At 62.5% G+C, this 17183-nt stretch carries 13 protein-coding genes and 1 pseudogene; all 14 read right to left on the reverse strand.

The annotated features are described in order from the left end of the window. Nucleotides 1-35 precede the first annotated feature (35 nt). The 14 genes and pseudogenes from metF to modA all read right to left on the reverse strand — a co-directional run bounded on the left by metF (nucleotide 36) and on the right by modA (nucleotide 17133). A pseudogene (gene metF / locus DRB19_RS01075) lies at nucleotides 36-942 on the reverse strand (methylenetetrahydrofolate reductase [NAD(P)H]). Beyond that, the gene (locus DRB19_RS01080) at nucleotides 942-1883 is read right to left on the reverse strand and encodes an ArsR/SmtB family transcription factor (RefSeq protein ID WP_373867334.1); all 942 of its coding nucleotides are present in this window, start codon (nucleotides 1881-1883) and stop codon (nucleotides 942-944) included. Before DRB19_RS01080 ends, metF begins: the two are co-directional and overlap by 1 nt. Before the next feature lie 245 nt (nucleotides 1884-2128). Continuing rightward, nucleotides 2129-2902, reverse strand: coding sequence for a DMT family transporter (locus DRB19_RS01085; protein WP_245439212.1), 774 nt, complete (start codon nucleotides 2900-2902; stop codon nucleotides 2129-2131). Between the two features lie 7 nt (nucleotides 2903-2909). Beyond that, a complete protein-coding gene (locus tag DRB19_RS01090; protein WP_114184161.1) occupies nucleotides 2910-4388 on the reverse strand; it encodes an AMP nucleosidase in 1479 nt (492 codons plus the stop codon). A gap of 164 nt (nucleotides 4389-4552) precedes the next feature. Then, nucleotides 4553-4993 (reverse strand): hypothetical protein, encoded by a 441-nt coding sequence (locus tag DRB19_RS01095; protein WP_147021666.1) that lies wholly within the window; start codon nucleotides 4991-4993, stop codon nucleotides 4553-4555. A 242-nt stretch (nucleotides 4994-5235) separates the two neighbouring features. Next, the gene (gene ettA / locus DRB19_RS01100) at nucleotides 5236-6888 is read right to left on the reverse strand and encodes an energy-dependent translational throttle protein EttA (RefSeq protein WP_114184163.1); all 1653 of its coding nucleotides are present in this window, start codon (nucleotides 6886-6888) and stop codon (nucleotides 5236-5238) included. 95 nt (nucleotides 6889-6983) lie between these two features. Beyond that, nucleotides 6984-8327 carry an erythromycin esterase family protein gene (locus tag DRB19_RS01105; protein ID WP_114184164.1) on the reverse strand — a complete coding sequence of 448 codons (1344 nt, stop codon included), beginning with the start codon at nucleotides 8325-8327 and terminating at the stop codon, nucleotides 6984-6986. An 81-nt stretch (nucleotides 8328-8408) separates the two neighbouring features. Then, nucleotides 8409-9107 carry an SDR family oxidoreductase gene (locus DRB19_RS01110; protein ID WP_114184216.1) on the reverse strand — a complete coding sequence of 233 codons (699 nt, stop codon included), beginning with the start codon at nucleotides 9105-9107 and terminating at the stop codon, nucleotides 8409-8411. 63 nt (nucleotides 9108-9170) lie between these two features. Next, nucleotides 9171-10934, reverse strand: coding sequence for a M14 family zinc carboxypeptidase (locus tag DRB19_RS01115; protein ID WP_245439213.1), 1764 nt, complete (start codon nucleotides 10932-10934; stop codon nucleotides 9171-9173). 125 nt (nucleotides 10935-11059) lie between these two features. Next, a complete protein-coding gene (locus DRB19_RS01120; RefSeq protein ID WP_114184166.1) occupies nucleotides 11060-12937 on the reverse strand; it encodes an ABC transporter ATP-binding protein in 1878 nt (625 codons plus the stop codon). A 170-nt stretch (nucleotides 12938-13107) separates the two neighbouring features. Continuing rightward, nucleotides 13108-14373 carry an aminopeptidase gene (locus tag DRB19_RS01125; protein WP_114184167.1) on the reverse strand — a complete coding sequence of 422 codons (1266 nt, stop codon included), beginning with the start codon at nucleotides 14371-14373 and terminating at the stop codon, nucleotides 13108-13110. 158 nt (nucleotides 14374-14531) lie between these two features. Continuing rightward, nucleotides 14532-15626, reverse strand: a complete 1095-nt coding sequence (gene modC, locus DRB19_RS01130) for a molybdenum ABC transporter ATP-binding protein (protein ID WP_114184217.1) — start codon at nucleotides 15624-15626, stop codon at nucleotides 14532-14534. Beyond that, nucleotides 15626-16321 (reverse strand): molybdate ABC transporter permease subunit, encoded by a 696-nt coding sequence (modB, locus tag DRB19_RS01135; protein ID WP_114184168.1) that lies wholly within the window; start codon nucleotides 16319-16321, stop codon nucleotides 15626-15628. The genes modC and modB overlap by 1 nt, the downstream gene beginning before the upstream one ends. Further along, nucleotides 16318-17133 carry a molybdate ABC transporter substrate-binding protein gene (gene modA, locus DRB19_RS01140; RefSeq protein WP_114184169.1) on the reverse strand — a complete coding sequence of 272 codons (816 nt, stop codon included), beginning with the start codon at nucleotides 17131-17133 and terminating at the stop codon, nucleotides 16318-16320. Before modA ends, modB begins: the two co-directional genes overlap by 4 nt. Nucleotides 17134-17183: the final 50 nt, after the last annotated feature.

Genomic DNA, 17183 nt, shown 5'->3' on the forward strand with positions numbered 1-17183 from the left:
TTTCTTTCGTCATGACGTGAGCATGACACGCTAAGTTAGGCCGCAGCTTTCACAGTGTGGTCGCGCAATCCAAGGAGATGACAGATCGCGTAGACCAGATCGGCGCGGTTCATGGTGTAGAAGTGGAATTCATTGACGCCGTGATCGACGAGGTCGATCACCTGCTCGGCCGCAACGGCGGCGGCGATCAGTTTGCGCGTATCGACATCATTATCCAGGCCGTCGAAGCGCGCGGCGAGCCATGCCGGAATGCTGGCGCCAGTCTTCGCGGCGAAATTCGACGTCTGCTTGAAGTTCTGAACAGGGACGATGCCCGGCACGATCGAGATGTTGATGCCCTTCGCGCGAACGCGGTCGAGATAGCGGAAGTAATGATCGTTATCGAAGAAGAACTGGGTAATGGCGCGATCCGCCCCACAATCGACCTTTGCCTTGAGGGCATCGATATCCGCATCGAGGGACGCGGCTTCCGGGTGCTTCTCCGGATAGGCTGAGACCGACACCTCAAAATCACCAACGCCCTTGATGGCGGCGACCAAATCGCAGGCCTGCTGATATCCACCAGGATGGGGCACGTAAGCGGTGCCGAGCCCCCCCGACCGGATCGCCACGCAGGGCCACCACATGACGAACGCCGGCATCCCAGTAGGAACGGATGACGTCATTCACCTCCTCCTTCGTGGCCGCCACGCAGGTCAGGTGCGCGGCAGGCCGGAGGTTCGTTTCGCGCACCAAGCGCGAGACGGTGGCATGGGTTCGTTCCCGGGTCGATCCGCCTGCTCCATAGGTCACGGAGACGAATTGCGGGTCGAGCGGAGCCAGACGCTCGATGGATGACCAGAGGGTCGTTTCCATTTCGGGCGTCTTCGGCGGGAAAAACTCGAACGAGACGCGAATGGAGCAAGTGTCCTGACGGCTGGGGCGAAGGGTAAGCGGAGACATCAGGCAACCTCTCTGTCGGGTTCGAGCATCGGCCAGTCCGTCACCACGCGACGGTCCTGACCCAGCCAAAGGGAAACGGTCAATTGCTCATCACCCTTCTTGGGCGGGGCGAGTTCTCGCGTGAGCGTGCAGCCGAGCCCGGCCTCATCGAGCCAGCTGGCTACCTGCTCCGGCGCAAAGCCGAGGCGACGATGGGCCTGGGCTTCGCGCAGGAACTCGAGGTTATGGGGGGCGAAATCGACCACAAGAATGCGACCACCCGGAGCCACGAGTCGGGCCGCCTCCCGGATCGCCCGCGCGGGATCGTCGAGGTAGTGCAGCACCTGGTGAATGACGACGAGGTCAAACGTGTCCCGCGGGAACGGTGGAGCGTAGATGTCGCCCTGCCGGAGCTCGATCCGCATCAGCCCGGCTTTCTCCAGGTTTGCACGGGCGACTGAGAGCATCGCGTGGCTGGCATCGAGCCCGATGGTCCGCAGGGCCTGCGGCGCGAGAAGCTGTAGCATTCGGCCGGTGCCGGTGCCGAGATCGACTAGGTTGCGGATGGGCCGGGACCCCAGAACATCCAGCACAGCGGCTTCGACCACGGTTTCAGGCGCATGAAGAGAACGAATCCGGTCCCAGTCGGGGGCGAGGCGCGAGAAGAATGCCTGTGCGGATTGGGAGCGCTGAGCGCGGACCGTCTCAAGCCGGGTGCGATCCTCCAGCAGTTGGGGGTCGGACCGATCGAGATTGTCCAGCATGGGACGGAGAATGGCGAGAGCACTGCTCTGGTCCGTCAGACGAAAGAACGCCCAAGCGCCCTCCCGGTGCCGCTCGACGAGGCCGGCTTCCGCCAGCAGCTTGAGATGGCGGGAGATTCGCGGTTGAGACTGGCCGAGGATGTCCGTGAGGTCAGAGACGGAAAGCTCGCCCTCGGTCAGCAAGGCCAGGATCCGCATGCGCGTCTCCTCTGCGGCTGCCCGTAGGATGCTTAAGGTCAAATCCAGGGATGGGGGCGCTGCACCGGGCACAGTCAAATCTCGCTCGTACATATAAAGATATGTTTATATCTTCTTTGGGAGCTGACGGCAAGATCAAGTTAGCTCGTCTTTCGAACCCTCGCGCGCTGGGCCGCCAGGACGAGAAGCACCACCGCAGCCGCCACGAACCAGGACGACAGGCTGATCGGCTCTCGGTTGAGAGCCTAGGCGAACAGGAGCGTGATGAAGGTTTGAAGGAGTTGAACTTGGCTCACATGAGCAATCCCGCCCATTGCCAAGCCGGCGTTCCAGGCAAAGAAGCCGAGATATTGGCTCATCAGGGTCACATAGGCGAAGCCGAGCCAGCTCCAGACCGGGATCATGGCAGGATCGTCCGGGCTCGCCAAAAGAGCAACAGGAACTGTCACGGGCAGCGCTACTACGAGAACCCATGAAATGACCTCCCAGCCGGAATAGCCGCTGCGGACAAGCTTGCCCGACAGCACGTATCCCAGGGCGGAGGAAGCAGCAGCGGCGAGTAGGAAGATGTCCCCGACTTCCAGGGCCCCTCCCCCTTCATGCAGCGTGAAGCCGATCACGAGGGCCGCACCTGCCAGGGAGGCCATCCAAAAGGCTGCGCTTGGGCGCTCGCCCGCGATCAACGCACTTATGGCAGACGTGGCGAGCGGCTGGATTGCGAGCACCACGCCGCCATGGGACGCAGGCACGCTTGTCATGGCAAGGGCCGAAAAGCCCGGAAAGCTGGCCACGAGGCACACCGCCGCGAGTGCAATGGTGGAAAGGTGCTTCCGCGCTGGCCATGGCTTGCGCAGGATCAGCAAGGTCGACCCGGCCAAAAGCCCCGCCAGTGCCGCCCGCCCTGCGGTGACGAAGACCGGGCTTAGATGCTCGACGGCCAGATGGGTGAAGGGCAGCGTCCCGGCGAAAATGAACACGCCCACGAAGCCGAGGAGCAAGCCGAGGGTTTCACGCTGCATCAGCAACCTAGCGGAATGGAGGTTCGTCGAAGCTGCGCAGCTTTCGCGAGTGGAGGGAGGAACGCTGATCCCGCAGGATGTCGAGAGCCGCAAGACCGATCATAAGGTGTTCGCTGACGGCTCTCTCATAGAACGCATTGGCGGCGCCCGGGAGCTTGATCTCGCCGTGGAGCGGCTTGTCGGACACGCAGAGCAGCGTACCGTACGGCACGCGCAGGCGGTAGCCCTGTGCCGCGATGGTGCCGCTTTCCATATCGACCGCGATAGCCCTGGACAGGTTGATCTGACGTCGCTCCTGGCTCCAGCGGAGTTCCCAGTTGCGATCGTCATAGGTCACGACCGTTCCGGTGCGCAACCGCCGTTTCAGCTCGTCGCCCCGGGCATGGGTCACCTGGGCGGCGGCCTCCTGAAGGGCCACCTGGACTTCAGCCAAGGCCGGGATCGGAATTTCCGGCGGCACGGCGCCATCAAGAATACTGTCGCGTCGCAGGTAGCCGTGGGCGAGCACGTAGTCGCCAATCACCTGGGACTGACGCAAGCCGCCACAATGGCCCACCATGAGCCAGCAATGGGGTCGGATGACTGCCAGATGATCCGTGATATTCTTCGCGTTCGATGGACCGACCCCGATATTCACCAGGGTCACCCCATGACCGTCGCGGTGGATCAGGTGATAGGCCGGCATCTGGAACCGGTGCCACGGCGACGAGCCGACAAGCTCTGCAATTGTAGATTCATCGAGCCCGCGCTCGATGGTAATTCCACCCGGCAAAAGAAGTTTGATGAAAGGGCTCTCGTCATTGGAGAGGACCTCCACAGCCCAGCGGACGAACTGATCCACGTAGCGGTGATAGTTCGTCAGCAGAATCCAGGGCTGAACCGAGCGCCAATCGCTGCCAGTATAGTGAACGAGACGCCGGAGCGAATAGTCCACGCGTGCCGCATCGAAAAGCGCCAGCGGCCTCGGCTCGTTCTCGTCGAAATTCCAGGTGCCGTCGGCAATCTCGTCGCCCACCTTGGCCAGAAGCGGCGTTGGAAAATGCTGTGCGAGCTCGGAGGCGCTGAGCGCTCCCCGGCCAAGCTCGTCGCCGCGCTCGAACACGTAGGGATAAGGGATTTCCTGATCGCTCACCCCAACCTCGAGGGTCGCGCCATAATCGCTCACCAGATGGTTCAGCTGCTCGAGGAGGTAGTTCTTGAAATAAGCCGGCTGCGTGATGGTGGTGGCGTAGACGCCGGGGCCTTGGAACTTCGCATAGGCGCGCTGCTTGATCGGCGGCACTGAGGTCGCCCGGTAGACGACGCGAAGCTCCGGATAACGAAACCGGGACCTTTCGCCGGAGGTCGGGGCTGTGCCCTTGGAAAAGAAGCGCTCCAACGCATCCCGTTGCGCCTCGATGGCCGAGTCATAGAGGTGGATGAGCCGTTCGACAGCTTCTCCAGGGTTAGCAACGGTTTGGAAGGATGTAATCTGATCAGCAGGCACGTCGACAACTCATCTCTGGTCCCGTGCCTCAAGGGTCATACACGGTTTTACCCACGAACCCAACCGGATTGAGGAGCCCGCAAGAAGCCGCGCAAGCAAGAGGCGGAAACCGGACGGTTCCGCCTCTTGGAGAGGTAGTAGTCGAGGGGCTAAACTCTCGAGTCTTATTGGCAGACCTGCGTCTGGCGCACAAACACCCGACCCCATGCGTCAACGAACCGACGAGGTACGGTGTAGCACGCAGGAGCTGCGTAATAGCCGTTGCCATAATAGCCCGGATAGGACGCAGGGTAGGCCGAATAAGGATAGTTCGGATACGAATAGGCTGGGGCCGACGCCAGAGCGCCCAGCGCCAGTCCGCCAATCAGGCCTGCCGCAATGGCGCCGCCATTGTTGCGCCTGTAATACCCGCCGCCCCTGTAACCGTATCGGGCAGGCCGGTAAGCGTAACCGCCATTATAAACCACCCCACGAGGGCCGGCCACCATACCGTTGCGCCACGTTCCCGTTCTGGCGCCGGCTTCCGCCGGCACTGACGTCAGAAGAGCTCCGCCCAGAACCATAGTAGCGAAGCCGGCAGTCAAAACTAATTTCCCGCGGAACATCCAACCCTCCAAAGGAGCGACCTTTCAGAACTTTGCTCCTAAAAGTTACGAACAAATAATAACGCTTTCTAACTGAACTCGCGATGAATTTTCATGCCCGCACAACTAGAGGCTTTTCTAAAACCCGCTCAGTCGCGTGAAGCAAAATTATCGCCTCTTTCCTTGCTATCCGACTGCCTTCAATGCAAATGGCCGCCCGTACGGGCGGCCATCCAAGTCGCTACAGAATAGTAATTTAGCCGTTATCGCGCGAACTTCTTGTACTTGATCCGGTGCGGAATGGTGGAATCCGTCCCGAGGCGGCGCTTCTTGTCCTCCTCGTAATCTGCGAAGTTGCCCTCGAACCATTCCACATGGCTGTCGCCCTCGAAAGCGAGGATGTGGGTGGCGATGCGGTCGAGGAACCAGCGATCGTGGCTGATGATCACGGCGCAGCCCGCATAATCCTCCAAGGCCTCTTCGAGAGCCCTCAAGGTGTCGACGTCGAGATCGTTGGTCGGTTCGTCGAGAAGAAGGACGTTCGAGCCGGATTTCAGGATCTTGGCGAGGTGCACGCGGTTGCGCTCGCCGCCCGAGAGCACGCCGACCTTCTTCTGCTGGTCGCCCCCCTTGAAGTTGAACGCACCGCAATAGGCGCGGGCATTGATTTCCCGCTTGCCGAGGTAGAGCACTTCGTTGCCGCCCGAGATTTCCTCGTAGAGCGTCTTGTTGGCGTCCAGCGAGTCGCGGCTCTGGTCCACGTAGCCCAGCTTCACGCTTTCTCCGATCTCGATTTTGCCTTCGTCCGGCTGGTCCTGCCCGGTGATCATGCGGAACAGAGTGGTCTTACCGGCGCCGTTCGGGCCGATGATGCCGACGATGCCGCCCGGCGGCAGCTTGAAGGACAGGCCGTCGATGAGCAGCTTGTCGCCGAAGGCCTTCTTGAGGCCGTCGAACTCGATGACGTTGTTGCCCAGCCGCTCGGCGATGGGGATGATGATCTGAGCCGTGGTGGGGCCCTTCTCGTTGGCCTTGGCGACGAGCTCCTCGTAGCGCTGGATACGGGCCTTCGACTTGGCTTGGCGGGCCTTGGGAGAGGCCGACACCCACTCGCGCTCCCGTTCGATCGTACGCTTGTGGGCTTCGTCCTCTCGTCCCTCCTGCTCGAGGCGCTTCTGCTTCTGCTCGAGCCAGGAGGAGTAGTTGCCCTCGTACGGAATACCCCGGCCACGGTCGAGCTCGAGAATCCAGCCGGTCACGTTGTCGAGGAAGTAGCGGTCGTGGGTGACGATCAGGATGGCGCCCGGGTAGCTGCGCAGATGGCCTTCGAGCCAAGCGGTGGTCTCGGCGTCCAGGTGGTTGGTCGGCTCGTCGAGGAGGAGAAGTTCCGGCTGTTCGAGGAGCAGCTTGCAGAGCGCCACGCGGCGGCGCTCGCCGCCCGAGAGCTTGTCCACCGACCAATCGTCAGGCGGGCAGCGCAGGGCATCCATGGCCTGATCAACCTGAGAGTCCAGGTCCCAGAGTCCCTTCGCCTCGATCTCGTCCTGGAGTCGAGTCATCTCGTCCATCGTCTCGTCCGAGTAGTTCATGGCGAGTTCGTTGTAGCGGTCGAGGATCGCCTTCTTGGCGGCAACGCCCTCCATGACGTTTTCGCGCACGTTCTTCGTCGGGTCGAGCTGAGGCTCCTGCGGCAGGTAACCGACCCGCGCCCCCTCGGCGACCCAAGCTTCGCCGTTCCAATCCTTGTCGATTCCCGCCATGATGCGCAGCAGGGTCGACTTACCGGCGCCGTTGACGCCCAGCACACCGATCTTGGCGTCCGGATAGAAGGACAGGTGAACGTTATCCAGGACCTTCTTGCCATTGGGGTAGGACTTGGACAGACCACGCATGTGGTAGATGAACTGACGGGACACGGCAAAAACCCTGCTGAATGCTGAACGCGATGAATGGATTGCGCGTCAGTTAGCAGGGGCGGCCCAGACCGGCAAGGCGCTTGGAGGTCTCACGTCTAGAGGCCAAAGGGGTAGGTTTCCGGCATTCCCTGTCCGTGCGCCCTTGTCAGCGGCGTCACCGCCTTGGTTTCCTCGAACCACACGAAGGCGTCGAACTGGTCGGCCATGACAGCCTCGAAGTAGTGGCTGTAGAGCTCGGTGTCCGGCCGGTAGATGACCCCGATGGCCCGCTCCAGCCGCGGCCGCGCGAGGGCGTCCTTCAACCCGTGCTGGCCGGTTTGCCGCCAATCCGTCAGGAAGCAGCCCAGGCCCGTGTCGCGGAAGATGCGCTCATGGCTGTCGGGCCGGGCCGGGAGAACCGTCTTGACCTCCATATGCCCGTCCCAGTCGGTGGCGGCCGCCACCGTGCCCCGATCCGTGCCGAACCCGATGAGGACCGCATCGTCCTGGTAGGCTTTGCGGCAGAGCTCCCCGATGTTCCACTCGCCCTGCCAGCCCATGGCCGTGGCAGCGGCATTGCCGATATGGGAGTTGTGCGCCCAGACCACGGCCTTGGCGTTGTCTCGTCTGGCCAGGAGACTCTGAAGGGTGTCGAACATGTGCCGGTCGCGCAGGTTCCAGGACTCAGTCGAGCCCTCGTACATGATCCGGTAGTAATGCGCCGCCGAGTGCACGATCTTGGCATTCTGGACGGCGTCGAAAAAGGCTTCGCCCCCGTCCGCCTGCAGGTATTCAATCCTCCGATCGAGGATTTCCTGAAGCTGGGTCAGCAGGGCCTCGTCGCAGGGCCGCTTCCGGCCGGTCATGACGGCGCGGCCATATTGGGCCGGATCGGACTGCCAGGGGCTGAGGCAGCCATAGCGCCCCCTCGCGTCCCCGGCAGCGTCCGGGTCAACCTTATCGAGATATTCGAGGACCGCCCGGATGGAGGAATTGAGACTGTAGACGTCCAGCCCTCGGAACTCGACGCGCTGATCCTCCTTCAGGTCCCTGTTGCGGTCGCGTATCCAGTTGACGAAATCGGCCACCTCCTCGTTGCGCCACATCCAGATGGGAAAGCGCTCGAAGGCCACGTCATCCCCGTCCGGAACGGGCCTGTGCCGCACATAGGCGTCGATACGAGCCGCGTCCGGCCAGTCAGCTTCCACAGCCACGATGTTGAAGCCATGTTCCATGATCAGACGCTGTGTGATAGCGGCCCGGGCCCGGTAGAACTCGGAGGTCCCATGGGTCGCCTCACCGAGAAGCACCACCTTGGCGTCCGCGAAGCGATCGAACAACGCCCCAAAGGCCTGTCCCTCAGAGATCGGCGGCAGCTCCTCGCCCTGATCGCGGACGATCTGAACGGCTTCCCTGATCGTGGCGTCGCTCTCGCCCTGCTTCCAGGACAATCTGGCCATGGCTGCACCTCTTGAAGCTGAAGCCAGGGACTGCCTGGGCCTCGCCTCTCTAACGGCAGGCTGATTCCCCTTGTTCCGGCCCTATAGGCCGCGGACGAGTCCACCATCGACGAGAATGTTCTGACCAGTGATATAGGCCGCATCGTCCGACAGGAGGAACGCAGTTGTTTTCGCCACCTCATCGACGGTGCCGTAGCGCCCCATGGGAATGCGAGCTTTGCGGTCCGCCTTTTCCGGCAGGCTGTCGATGAAGCCCGGCAGGATGTTGTTCATACGAATGCCGACTTGGGCGTAACGGTCGGCGTACAGTTTCGTGAACGATCCCAGCGCCGCCCGGAGGCTGGCCGAGACGGGAAAATCCGCATCAGGCTCGAAAGCCGCGAAGGTCGAGATATTGACGATGGCTCCTCGGCTAGCCTTCTCCATCACAGGCGTCACGAGGCGGGCCATGCGCACCACGTTCATCAGGACGACGTCGAGACCTGCGTGCCAATCAGCATCCGGAATGGCCAGAAGATCCCCTTTGGGCGGATGGCCCGTATGATTCACGACCGCGTCGATGCGGCCATACCGGTCGAGGGTCTGGCTTACGAGCCGCTCCAGATCGGACAGTGCGGTGACGGAGCCCTGCACTGCAAGGGCCTGGGTTTCACCCGCGATCTCCTGCAAGTTGTCGGACCGGGCAAGGAGCGCAAGCTGGTACCCGCGGGCGTGCAATTCCCTGGCGATGGCTGCGCCCATGCCTTTGCTGGCTGCGGTGACGATAGCGACGGGATTCATGGGACCTTCTCTCTCTGGCTTGGCGAAGGGGCCATAGTTCGGACCGGACATCAAGTCCCGTGCTCAGGCCACCGCCATCATCATCTCGGCATAAGCCTCCTCGGCCGCCAGCACCGTCGTCATCTGCACCGTATGGGCAAAACGATAGGCGTCGCCGTAGATCGTTTCGTCGGGAAATTCGGTGATGAGGGTGAGCGGCGTCGAGTAACGCTCGTCCGGGCTCAGGAGACACGGCACGTGATTGATGATCTCGTAGGGAGTGCCGCCCGAATGAATCGAGCAGATCTCCACCTGCCGCCGGTTGAACTCGGCGAGACCGGGCAGCTCTGCGAGACGCGCCGTCACGGCTTCGACAAGTGCTCTGGCTTGATGAGCCCAGGCAGAATTGTGCCGCATCACCAGGAAGAATCCCTTAGGGATCGACCACAGCTCGAATCCATGCGGGAGGTACCCAGTGAAAGGCCTCGTCCATTCATGGGCCGGATAGCCATGCAGGTTCACGTGCAGCTTTGCGCCCGACATCTCGATCGCGCTGATCCGCGCGCCCTTCTCGTAGGTTGAACTCCCCCGGTCGTATTCCAGGTCGTTCCCGAGCGAGGTGTAGCGGGCCGCATGGTGCATGTGACGGGGATTGCCTTCGCAGAGACGTCCATGCAGGGCATATCCGTCCGGATTCTCGACGGGAATGACAGCGATGTTCGTCTCAGGATCGGCAAGCAAACGGCGGACTGCCCGCAGGGCTCCCACCGGGCCCGACGTCTCGTTGGCGTGCTGGCCTCCGCTCACGAGAACCGCCGGACGGGAACCGGGACGATAGATCCCGCGCACGGGGCGTCCTTCCCGGGAAACTCCCTCAAAAGGCTCACCAGGAAGGGCCGCCAGTTCACGATGGATCTGCGCCAATCCAGGAGCTGCATCGGCGGCTTCGAGATCCTGCTCCGCGCGGGCCGGATCGATCGGAGTTCCGAAAGGACGCAGTTCGACACGCACGTGCGCATCGCCTTCGTGTGCCCGGATGTCGGGCGCGATCTGGCCCGGCTGCAGGCTACGATCCTCGGGCGAGCGGCCGGACTTATGCTTGAAGAATTCCAGGAGCGAGAAATAGAAATCCTCGTGCAGCGCCTCCCGCGTGCTCATGACCTCGTCGTCATACGCGAGAGGGCGCTCGATGCCGGGAATCTGGACATTGATGGCGAGCGTTTCCGCGTAGGGCTCTTCGGACGGCCATTCATGGGCCGCTACCGCATGCATGACCGTATGGAAGACGGCTTCGGCTTCGGTCTCGAGCCCCTCGTCGATATCAGGCGCGCCATGGGGCCGGTTGGATACCTTCAGCCAACCGGTCGGCGTCAGATCGACCTGTTCCAGATGGCCGACACGGAGGCGGTTCGGCGCGACGACCTCATGTTTTTCCAAGCGGCCATCCTGGTATTCGACGACCACCTGATAAATCAGGTTTGCTTCGCCAGGCTCGAAATGAATTGCGACGCCGTCGAGCAGCGCTGCCAGCGGATAGGCCTCTGACAGAAATCGCTTCGGATCCGCTTCCACATGCACCGGATAACGGATCGTTGCGCGCTTCAATCCGGCAGTATCGATCTCTTCCAGGAACGCATGAACCAACGGCTTGTAAGCGCTCCGCAGCCGCGCCTTGACGCCGCCCTGGGACAGCACCTGCTCGGCACTGCGCCTTGCGGCCTCATCCTCGAAAAGCCAGGCCTCCAGCTGCGCTCCCTGATGTTCCCCGGTGGCCCAGGCATGCACAAGGGTATCGATGGTCCGAGGGATGCGCTCGTCGAGAAGAGCGGTCATTTCAGTATTTGACATGTGGTGTCCGGAAGATCGCGCAAGTCCTTGGGCGTCACCACCATAATGCATTGCCGCGGCAGCATATCAGCTCAGGGCATTCAAGGTTCGTGAGAACTTCATCTGCTGCTTCCCGTGCACAGGGTTCAGGCCGCCCCGCGGAGCTGGTTGACTTCGATGGCCGCCCAGTGACCCGGCTCGACCTCGCGCATGCGATGAATGGCAGGCTCCTGTCCGACCGGCCGCACGGGGCTTGGGATTTCACCCTCGATCCGTGCGCGGGCGCGTTCATGCCCCGGAGCGGCGATGGGAACCGCTGAGAGCAGCTTTCTGGTGTAGGAATGCTGCGGGTTCTCGAACACCGCCTGTCGCGTGCCGATCTCGACGATCTGCCCAAGATACATGACAGCAACCCGATGACTGATCTTTTCCGCCACCGCCATGTCGTGGGTGATGAAGAGATAAGACAGTTGCCTGCGTTCCTGCAGTTCCATGAGCAGGTTCACGATCTGCGCCTGGATCGAGACGTCGAGTGCGGAGACGGATTCGTCCGCAATGACGAGTTTCGGATTGCTCGCAAGTGCGCGGGCGATGCAGACACGCTGGCGCTGCCCTCCGGAGAATTCATGCGGATAGCGTTTGGCGTGCTGCGGCGGCAATCCGACCTGATCGAGTAGTTCGTGCACCCGGCGCTCTATGGCTCTGCGGTCCTTGATGAGGTTGTGCACGACGATCGGCTCGGCGATGCTGTAGCCGACCGTATGGCGCGGGTCGAGCGACGCGAAAGGGTCCTGGAAAACGTACTGGATGTCCTGTCGCAAACGACGCCGCTCAGCCTGGCTCATGGCCGCCATGTCGCGACCATCGAAGCGCACAATACCCCCTGTCGGCTCCACGAGTTGCTGGAGGGTGCGCCCGATGGTGGATTTTCCGCTGCCGGATTCGCCCACAAGCGCCAGCGTCTCGCCGGGATAGATGTCGAAGCTCACCTCCTCGACCGCATGAACCCGGTGCGTCACGCGTCCGAAGAAGGTTTTTCCCGCGTCGAAACGGGTGGTCAGCTTGTCGACTTGGAGAATCGGCTTCGTGTAGTCGGCCGTGTCCTGAACGTGGGTCTCGCCAATCTGCTTCGGCACTTCGCCGTCCATCACCATGACAGGTGTCCGCTTGGGCAGCGGCTGGCCCTGCAGGCTGCCCAAGCGCGGAACGGCCGAGAGAAGCGTGCGGGTATAGGCATGCCTGGGTGTGACGTAAATCTCCCGCACGGGGCCCTGCTCCACCTTGTCGCCCTTCCACATCACCACCACATCGTCGGCCATCTCGGCCACCACGCCCATGTCGTGGGTGATGAAGATGACGGCAGTGCCCATCTCGGCTTGAAGATCGCGGATGATGTTCAGGATCTGCGCTTGGATCGTGACGTCGAGCGCAGTCGTCGGCTCGTCGGCGATGAGGAGCCTCGGGTTGCAGGCCAGCGCCATGGCGATCATGACACGCTGACGCATGCCGCCGGAGAGCTGATGGGGATAACGGTCGAGGAGCTTGTCGGTGTCCGGCAGGCGCACCTTCTGCAACAGCTCCTTCGCCCGCAGCCGTGCGTCGCGGGTGTTAAGCCCCTCATGCAGCGTCAGGGTCTCGGTGATCTGGTTGCCGATGGTGAAGACCGGATTGAGCGAGGTCATCGGCTCCTGGAAGATCATCGCGATGTCGTTGCCGCGGACTTCCCTGAGCTTGCTGTCGGAGGCCTTCACGAGGTCGACTGTCTCGCCGGCAGAGGTCCGGAACAGGACCTCGCCACTGGCGATGCGGCCGCCCGTGTAGTCAGTCAGCCGCATGATTGCCAGGGACGTAACCGATTTGCCGGACCCGGATTCCCCCACGACCGCCACCGTCTGCCCCGGCAGCACGTCGAAGCTGACATTCTTGACCGCCCGGAACGCCCCATGCCGGGGGCCGAACTCGACCGAGAGCGAGCGGACGGACAAAAGAGATTCGGGTGTGGACCTGACGGCGATATCCGACATCAATCAAGAACTCATCAATAGGGTACCGCCCAAGGGAATATCGAAACGGTACCTTTTTGATACCTGTCCCAAAACACAGCGAGGCAGGGCTTACGTCAAGCCTGTTGGCTCAACGTTTGGCACTATAAAGGTGCAACAGATGCCGCCATGGGAATTCTGCCAGCTTCCTGTCACGGCGTCACCCACTCGCCTCCGCGCATAAGGGGCTCCGCCTGCCCGCTTGCGGTGACCCCGTCCACATCGATCTGATCAGAGCCGATCATCCAGTCAATGTGAATCAGGCTGCGGTTCGAGCCACGCGCGGCGAGCTCGTCTTCGCTCATGGTCCCGCCGTTCCTGATGCACTTGCTGTAGGCTTGGCCCAGGGCGATGTGACTGGAGGCATTCTCATCGAAGAGGGTGTTGTAGAACAGAAGGCCGCTCTGGGAGATGGGCGACGAATAGGGCACGAGCGCCACCTCGCCGAGACGGCGGGCTCCCTCGTCGGTCTCCAGGACCTTGTTGAGCACGGCCTCACCGGTCCGCGCCTTGCCATCGACGATCTTGCCGCCCTCGAACCTAACCTGAATGTCCTGGATCAAGGTTCCCTGATAGGACAACGGCTTCGTGCTGGTCACATAGCCGTCGACCCTGTCCTTGTGCGGCGTGGTGAAGACCTCCTCGGTGGGAATATTAGCGTTACAGACAACGCCGTTCTTGGCCTTCGTCGATCCGCCATTCCATTCGTGGTCATCGGCGAGGCCCACGCGCAAATCCGTGCCCGGCCCACGGAAGTGGAGCGCCGCGTAGTTCTTCTCGTTCAGCATGCGGGTGCGGGTCTGCAGGCTCGCGTTATGCTCCTCCCAGCTCGCCAGCGGGTCCGGCGTGTCCGCCCGGGACGCTGCAAAGATCGCCCGCCACAGCTTGGCCACGGCGACCTCCTCCGGGTCGTTGGGGAAGACCGCCTTCGCCCATGCGGGCGTCGCGGCGGACACGATGGTCCAGTTGGTGTCGAAACCGGCAATCAGGTTCAGGGCCGGCATATAGGCCTTGGACCGGGCACGATTGGCACGCGAGACCTTTTCGGGATCTTGACCGGCAAGCAGCGAGGGATCCTCGCCTACGATGGCCAGCCGAGCTGCGCCGTTCTTATAGGCCGTGGCCATTCCCTCGTACAGCCAAGCCGAGGCCGCATCGAAGCTCTCCTCCCGCCCATGGCGGAAGCGCATCAGCGTCGCCTCCTCGTCGGAGAAGAAGGTCGATACCAGGGAAGCGCCCGCCTTGTAGGCATGCTCGGTGATCCGGCGCACCAGGGCCACCGCCTCGAGCGGAGCGGTCATGACGACCTCCTGGCCCGGCTTCAGCCCCAGTCCGACACGCACCGCTACCTCGGCCAGACGGTCGAGAAGCACGGCGTGGGACGTAGCCTCGGAGGGATTCCGGAATTGCTCGTTCATGTTCGCATCTCTCGAAAAATCATTCATGGGATTGAGCGCAAAGCTACACACCCGGTCTCGGGGTGCAACCCTCGCAAGAGGTTTTTCGCCCATTCACTCCTGGCACTCCTGGCGCATCGGCGGAGCCGAAAGCCCGGGCCGCCTTTCCGCACGATGCTCTAGCAGGTGCCGCCGAAGGTCTGCTGATCGAAGGCCACGCTCTTGATGATGGCATGAACCTCCGATCCGGGCGTCAGCCCCAATCCCTCGACGGATTTTCGCGTCACGCGGGCGACTATGATGTCCCCGGCGCAATCGACCGTGACATCCACGCTCGACGCATCCGGTTCGTCGATCGAGGAAACCGTTCCGCGCAGCACATTCAGGGCGCTGATCGTCTCCGGCGGGTTCAAGGACAGGATGATGTCCCGTGCCCGAAGGCGCACACGCAAAGGGGCGCCAATAGGAAGATCGAGACGCGGAACCGACAATGGACCTGCCCTCACCTCCAGAACCGTCAATCCGTACTCGTCCTCGTGCCGCAACACCCGCGTGTCGAGCAAAGCCCCGGCCTCGGTCGGGCCGGTTTGGGGCAAGAGGCTGGTATGGCGCAGAACGTCTCCGGCACGTCCCGATGCGGTGACCCGCCCGTCGGAGAGGACCACGACGGCGGTTGCCAGACGAGCGATCTCGGCCACCGAGTGGCTGACGAGGATGATCGGAATCCCGCCCTCGTCCCGCAGCCGCTCGATATAGGGGTAGATCTCGGCCTTTCTCGCGTCGTCCAGAGACGCAAGGGGCTCGTCCATCAACAGGAGCTGAGGATCGGCAAGGAGAGCCCGCCCGATGGCGACCCGCTGCTTTTCCCCGCCTGAGAGGGTCGAGGGTCGCCTGGTCAGCAGGTGTTCGATGCCGAGAAGCCCAACGACGGCTTCAAAGCTTGCAATGCGCTCACGCCTGGGCGTGAACCAGCGGCCGAACAGGAGGTTCTGCCGCACATTCAGATGGGGAAAGAGGCGCCCCTCCTGGAAGACATAGCCGACGCGCCGGCGATGCGGTGGGATCAGGATGCCCTGATCGGTGTCGACGAGGGTTCGGCCGTTTGCCACGATCCGCCCCTTGGTTGGATGGATCAGCCCGCCGATCAGGTTGACGAGGGTGGTCTTGCCCGAGCCCGATGAGCCAAACAACGCCGTCAGGCGCTCCTCGGAGCGAAACCGGGCATCGAGGGCGAACGAACCCTGCTTGTGGCGGATGTCGACCTCGATGCTCATCAGGCCAAAAGCCTCCGCCGCACCCGCCGCGCCAGCCACTCTGAAATCCAGAGCGCGCCGATCGAAATGATCACCGACACCAGGGTCAAGCGTAGGGCTCCTCCCTCGCCTCCTGGCACTTGGGTCAGGGTGTAGATGGCAGACGGAATGGTCTGCGTCTCGCCCGGGATGTTGGACACGAACGTGATGGTCGCCCCGAACTCACCCATGGCCTTGGCGAAACACAGGATCATGCCGACGACGATCCCCGGCAGGATCAGCGGCAAGGTCACCACGAAGAAGACCCAGACGGGACCGGCCCCCAGCGTACCGGCTGCATCCTCAAGCTTGTGATCCACCGCCTCGACAGACAGGCGGATCGCCCGCACGAGCAGGGGAAACCCCATGATGGCGCAGGCCAGAGCGGCGCCCGTCCATCGGAACGAGAAGACGATTCCGAACTCCTCGGACAGAAAGGATCCGACAGGGCCGCGCCGCCCGAAGCTCAGCAGCAGCGCGTAGCCCACGACGACCGGCGGCAGGACCAGGGGCAGGTGGACAAGGACGTCGAGCGCCTGCCGGCCCCAGAAGCGTCCCCGTTCCAGCAGCAACGCAACGGCGATGCCGGGGATGAGGCTTGCGGCCATGGCGGTCAGGGCCACTTTGAGGCTGAGCCAGACCGCAATCCACTCCTCGGGGGAAAGCCAGTCGCTCACGAACCGGTTGCCGGCTTGTTGATGACGGTGAAACCTTGAGCCTCGAACAAGCTCCGCGCTTTACCCGAGCGCAGATAATCGAGAAATGCCTGCGCGTCCGGCTTGTTTGAATCCACCATCAGCGCCACCGGATACACGATAGGTTCATGACTCCCGTCCGGAAAGGTTCCGAGGATTTTGACATTCGGGTCCGAGACGGCGTCGGTCCGATAGACGATGCCCAGGGGGGCTTCCGCGCGCGACACGAGGAGCAAGGCGGCACGAACACTCTCGGCCTGCGCGACCCTGTCCTTCACGGCGTTCCAAGCTCCGAGCTTCTCCAGAGCCGCCTTGCCGTACTTGCCGGCCGGGACAGCCTCCACATTGGCCATCGCGAGACGCCCAGAGCCCAAGACGCCGGCGAGATCGAGGCCGGGCTGAACCGAAACTTGTACGGCCGAATCCTTGGGTGCAACCAGAACCAGCGTGTTGCCGAGCAGGTGCACACGGGTCTCGGGCCTGATGAGTTTCTTGGAAGCCGCGTAATCCATCCATTCGAGATCGGCTGAAAAGAAGATATCGGCCGGCGCGCCTGCCTCGATCTGCTTAGCGAGGGCATTGGTCGCCGCATAGGATATCACGGCCTTTCGTTCCGACCCGCGGGACCAGGCCGCGTTGATATCATCCAGGGCGTTCTTGAGACTTGCCGCCGCGAAGATTACCACGCCGCCGGACTGGGCCGACGCCCCAGACGCAACAGCCCAGAGGCCAAGAGCAAGCGCGAAGGCCGAGGCCCGAAATGGATTGGTCCAGCTGCGACGCGCCCGCCTCATATTCTCCTCCCATGGGGGCCGCCCCCATGGGAGCATCCTAATGAACCCGG

Origin of the sequence: Microvirga aerophila, assembly GCF_003332305.1 — a bacterium.
Classification (GTDB): domain Bacteria; phylum Pseudomonadota; class Alphaproteobacteria; order Rhizobiales; family Beijerinckiaceae; genus Microvirga; species Microvirga aerophila.

Excerpts from the sequence above, each read along its gene's own strand:
- DRB19_RS01080 (WP_373867334.1), bottom strand. The coding sequence starts at position 1,883 with ATGCGGATCCTGGCCTTGCTGACCGAGGGCGAGCTTTCCGTCTCTGAC.
- DRB19_RS01120 (WP_114184166.1), bottom strand. The coding sequence starts at position 12,937 with ATGTCGGATATCGCCGTCAGGTCCACACCCGAATCTCTTTTGTCCGTC.
- DRB19_RS01085 (WP_245439212.1), bottom strand. The coding sequence starts at position 2,902 with ATGCAGCGTGAAACCCTCGGCTTGCTCCTCGGCTTCGTGGGCGTGTTC.
- DRB19_RS01110 (WP_114184216.1), bottom strand. The coding sequence starts at position 9,107 with ATGAATCCCGTCGCTATCGTCACCGCAGCCAGCAAAGGCATGGGCGCA.
- DRB19_RS01095 (WP_147021666.1), bottom strand. The coding sequence starts at position 4,993 with ATGTTCCGCGGGAAATTAGTTTTGACTGCCGGCTTCGCTACTATGGTT.
- DRB19_RS01115 (WP_245439213.1), bottom strand. The coding sequence starts at position 10,934 with ATGTCAAATACTGAAATGACCGCTCTTCTCGACGAGCGCATCCCTCGG.
- modA (WP_114184169.1), bottom strand. The coding sequence starts at position 17,133 with ATGAGGCGGGCGCGTCGCAGCTGGACCAATCCATTTCGGGCCTCGGCC.
- DRB19_RS01105 (WP_114184164.1), bottom strand. The coding sequence starts at position 8,327 with ATGGCCAGATTGTCCTGGAAGCAGGGCGAGAGCGACGCCACGATCAGG.
- modC (WP_114184217.1), bottom strand. The coding sequence starts at position 15,626 with ATGAGCATCGAGGTCGACATCCGCCACAAGCAGGGTTCGTTCGCCCTC.
- DRB19_RS01125 (WP_114184167.1), bottom strand. The coding sequence starts at position 14,373 with ATGAACGAGCAATTCCGGAATCCCTCCGAGGCTACGTCCCACGCCGTG.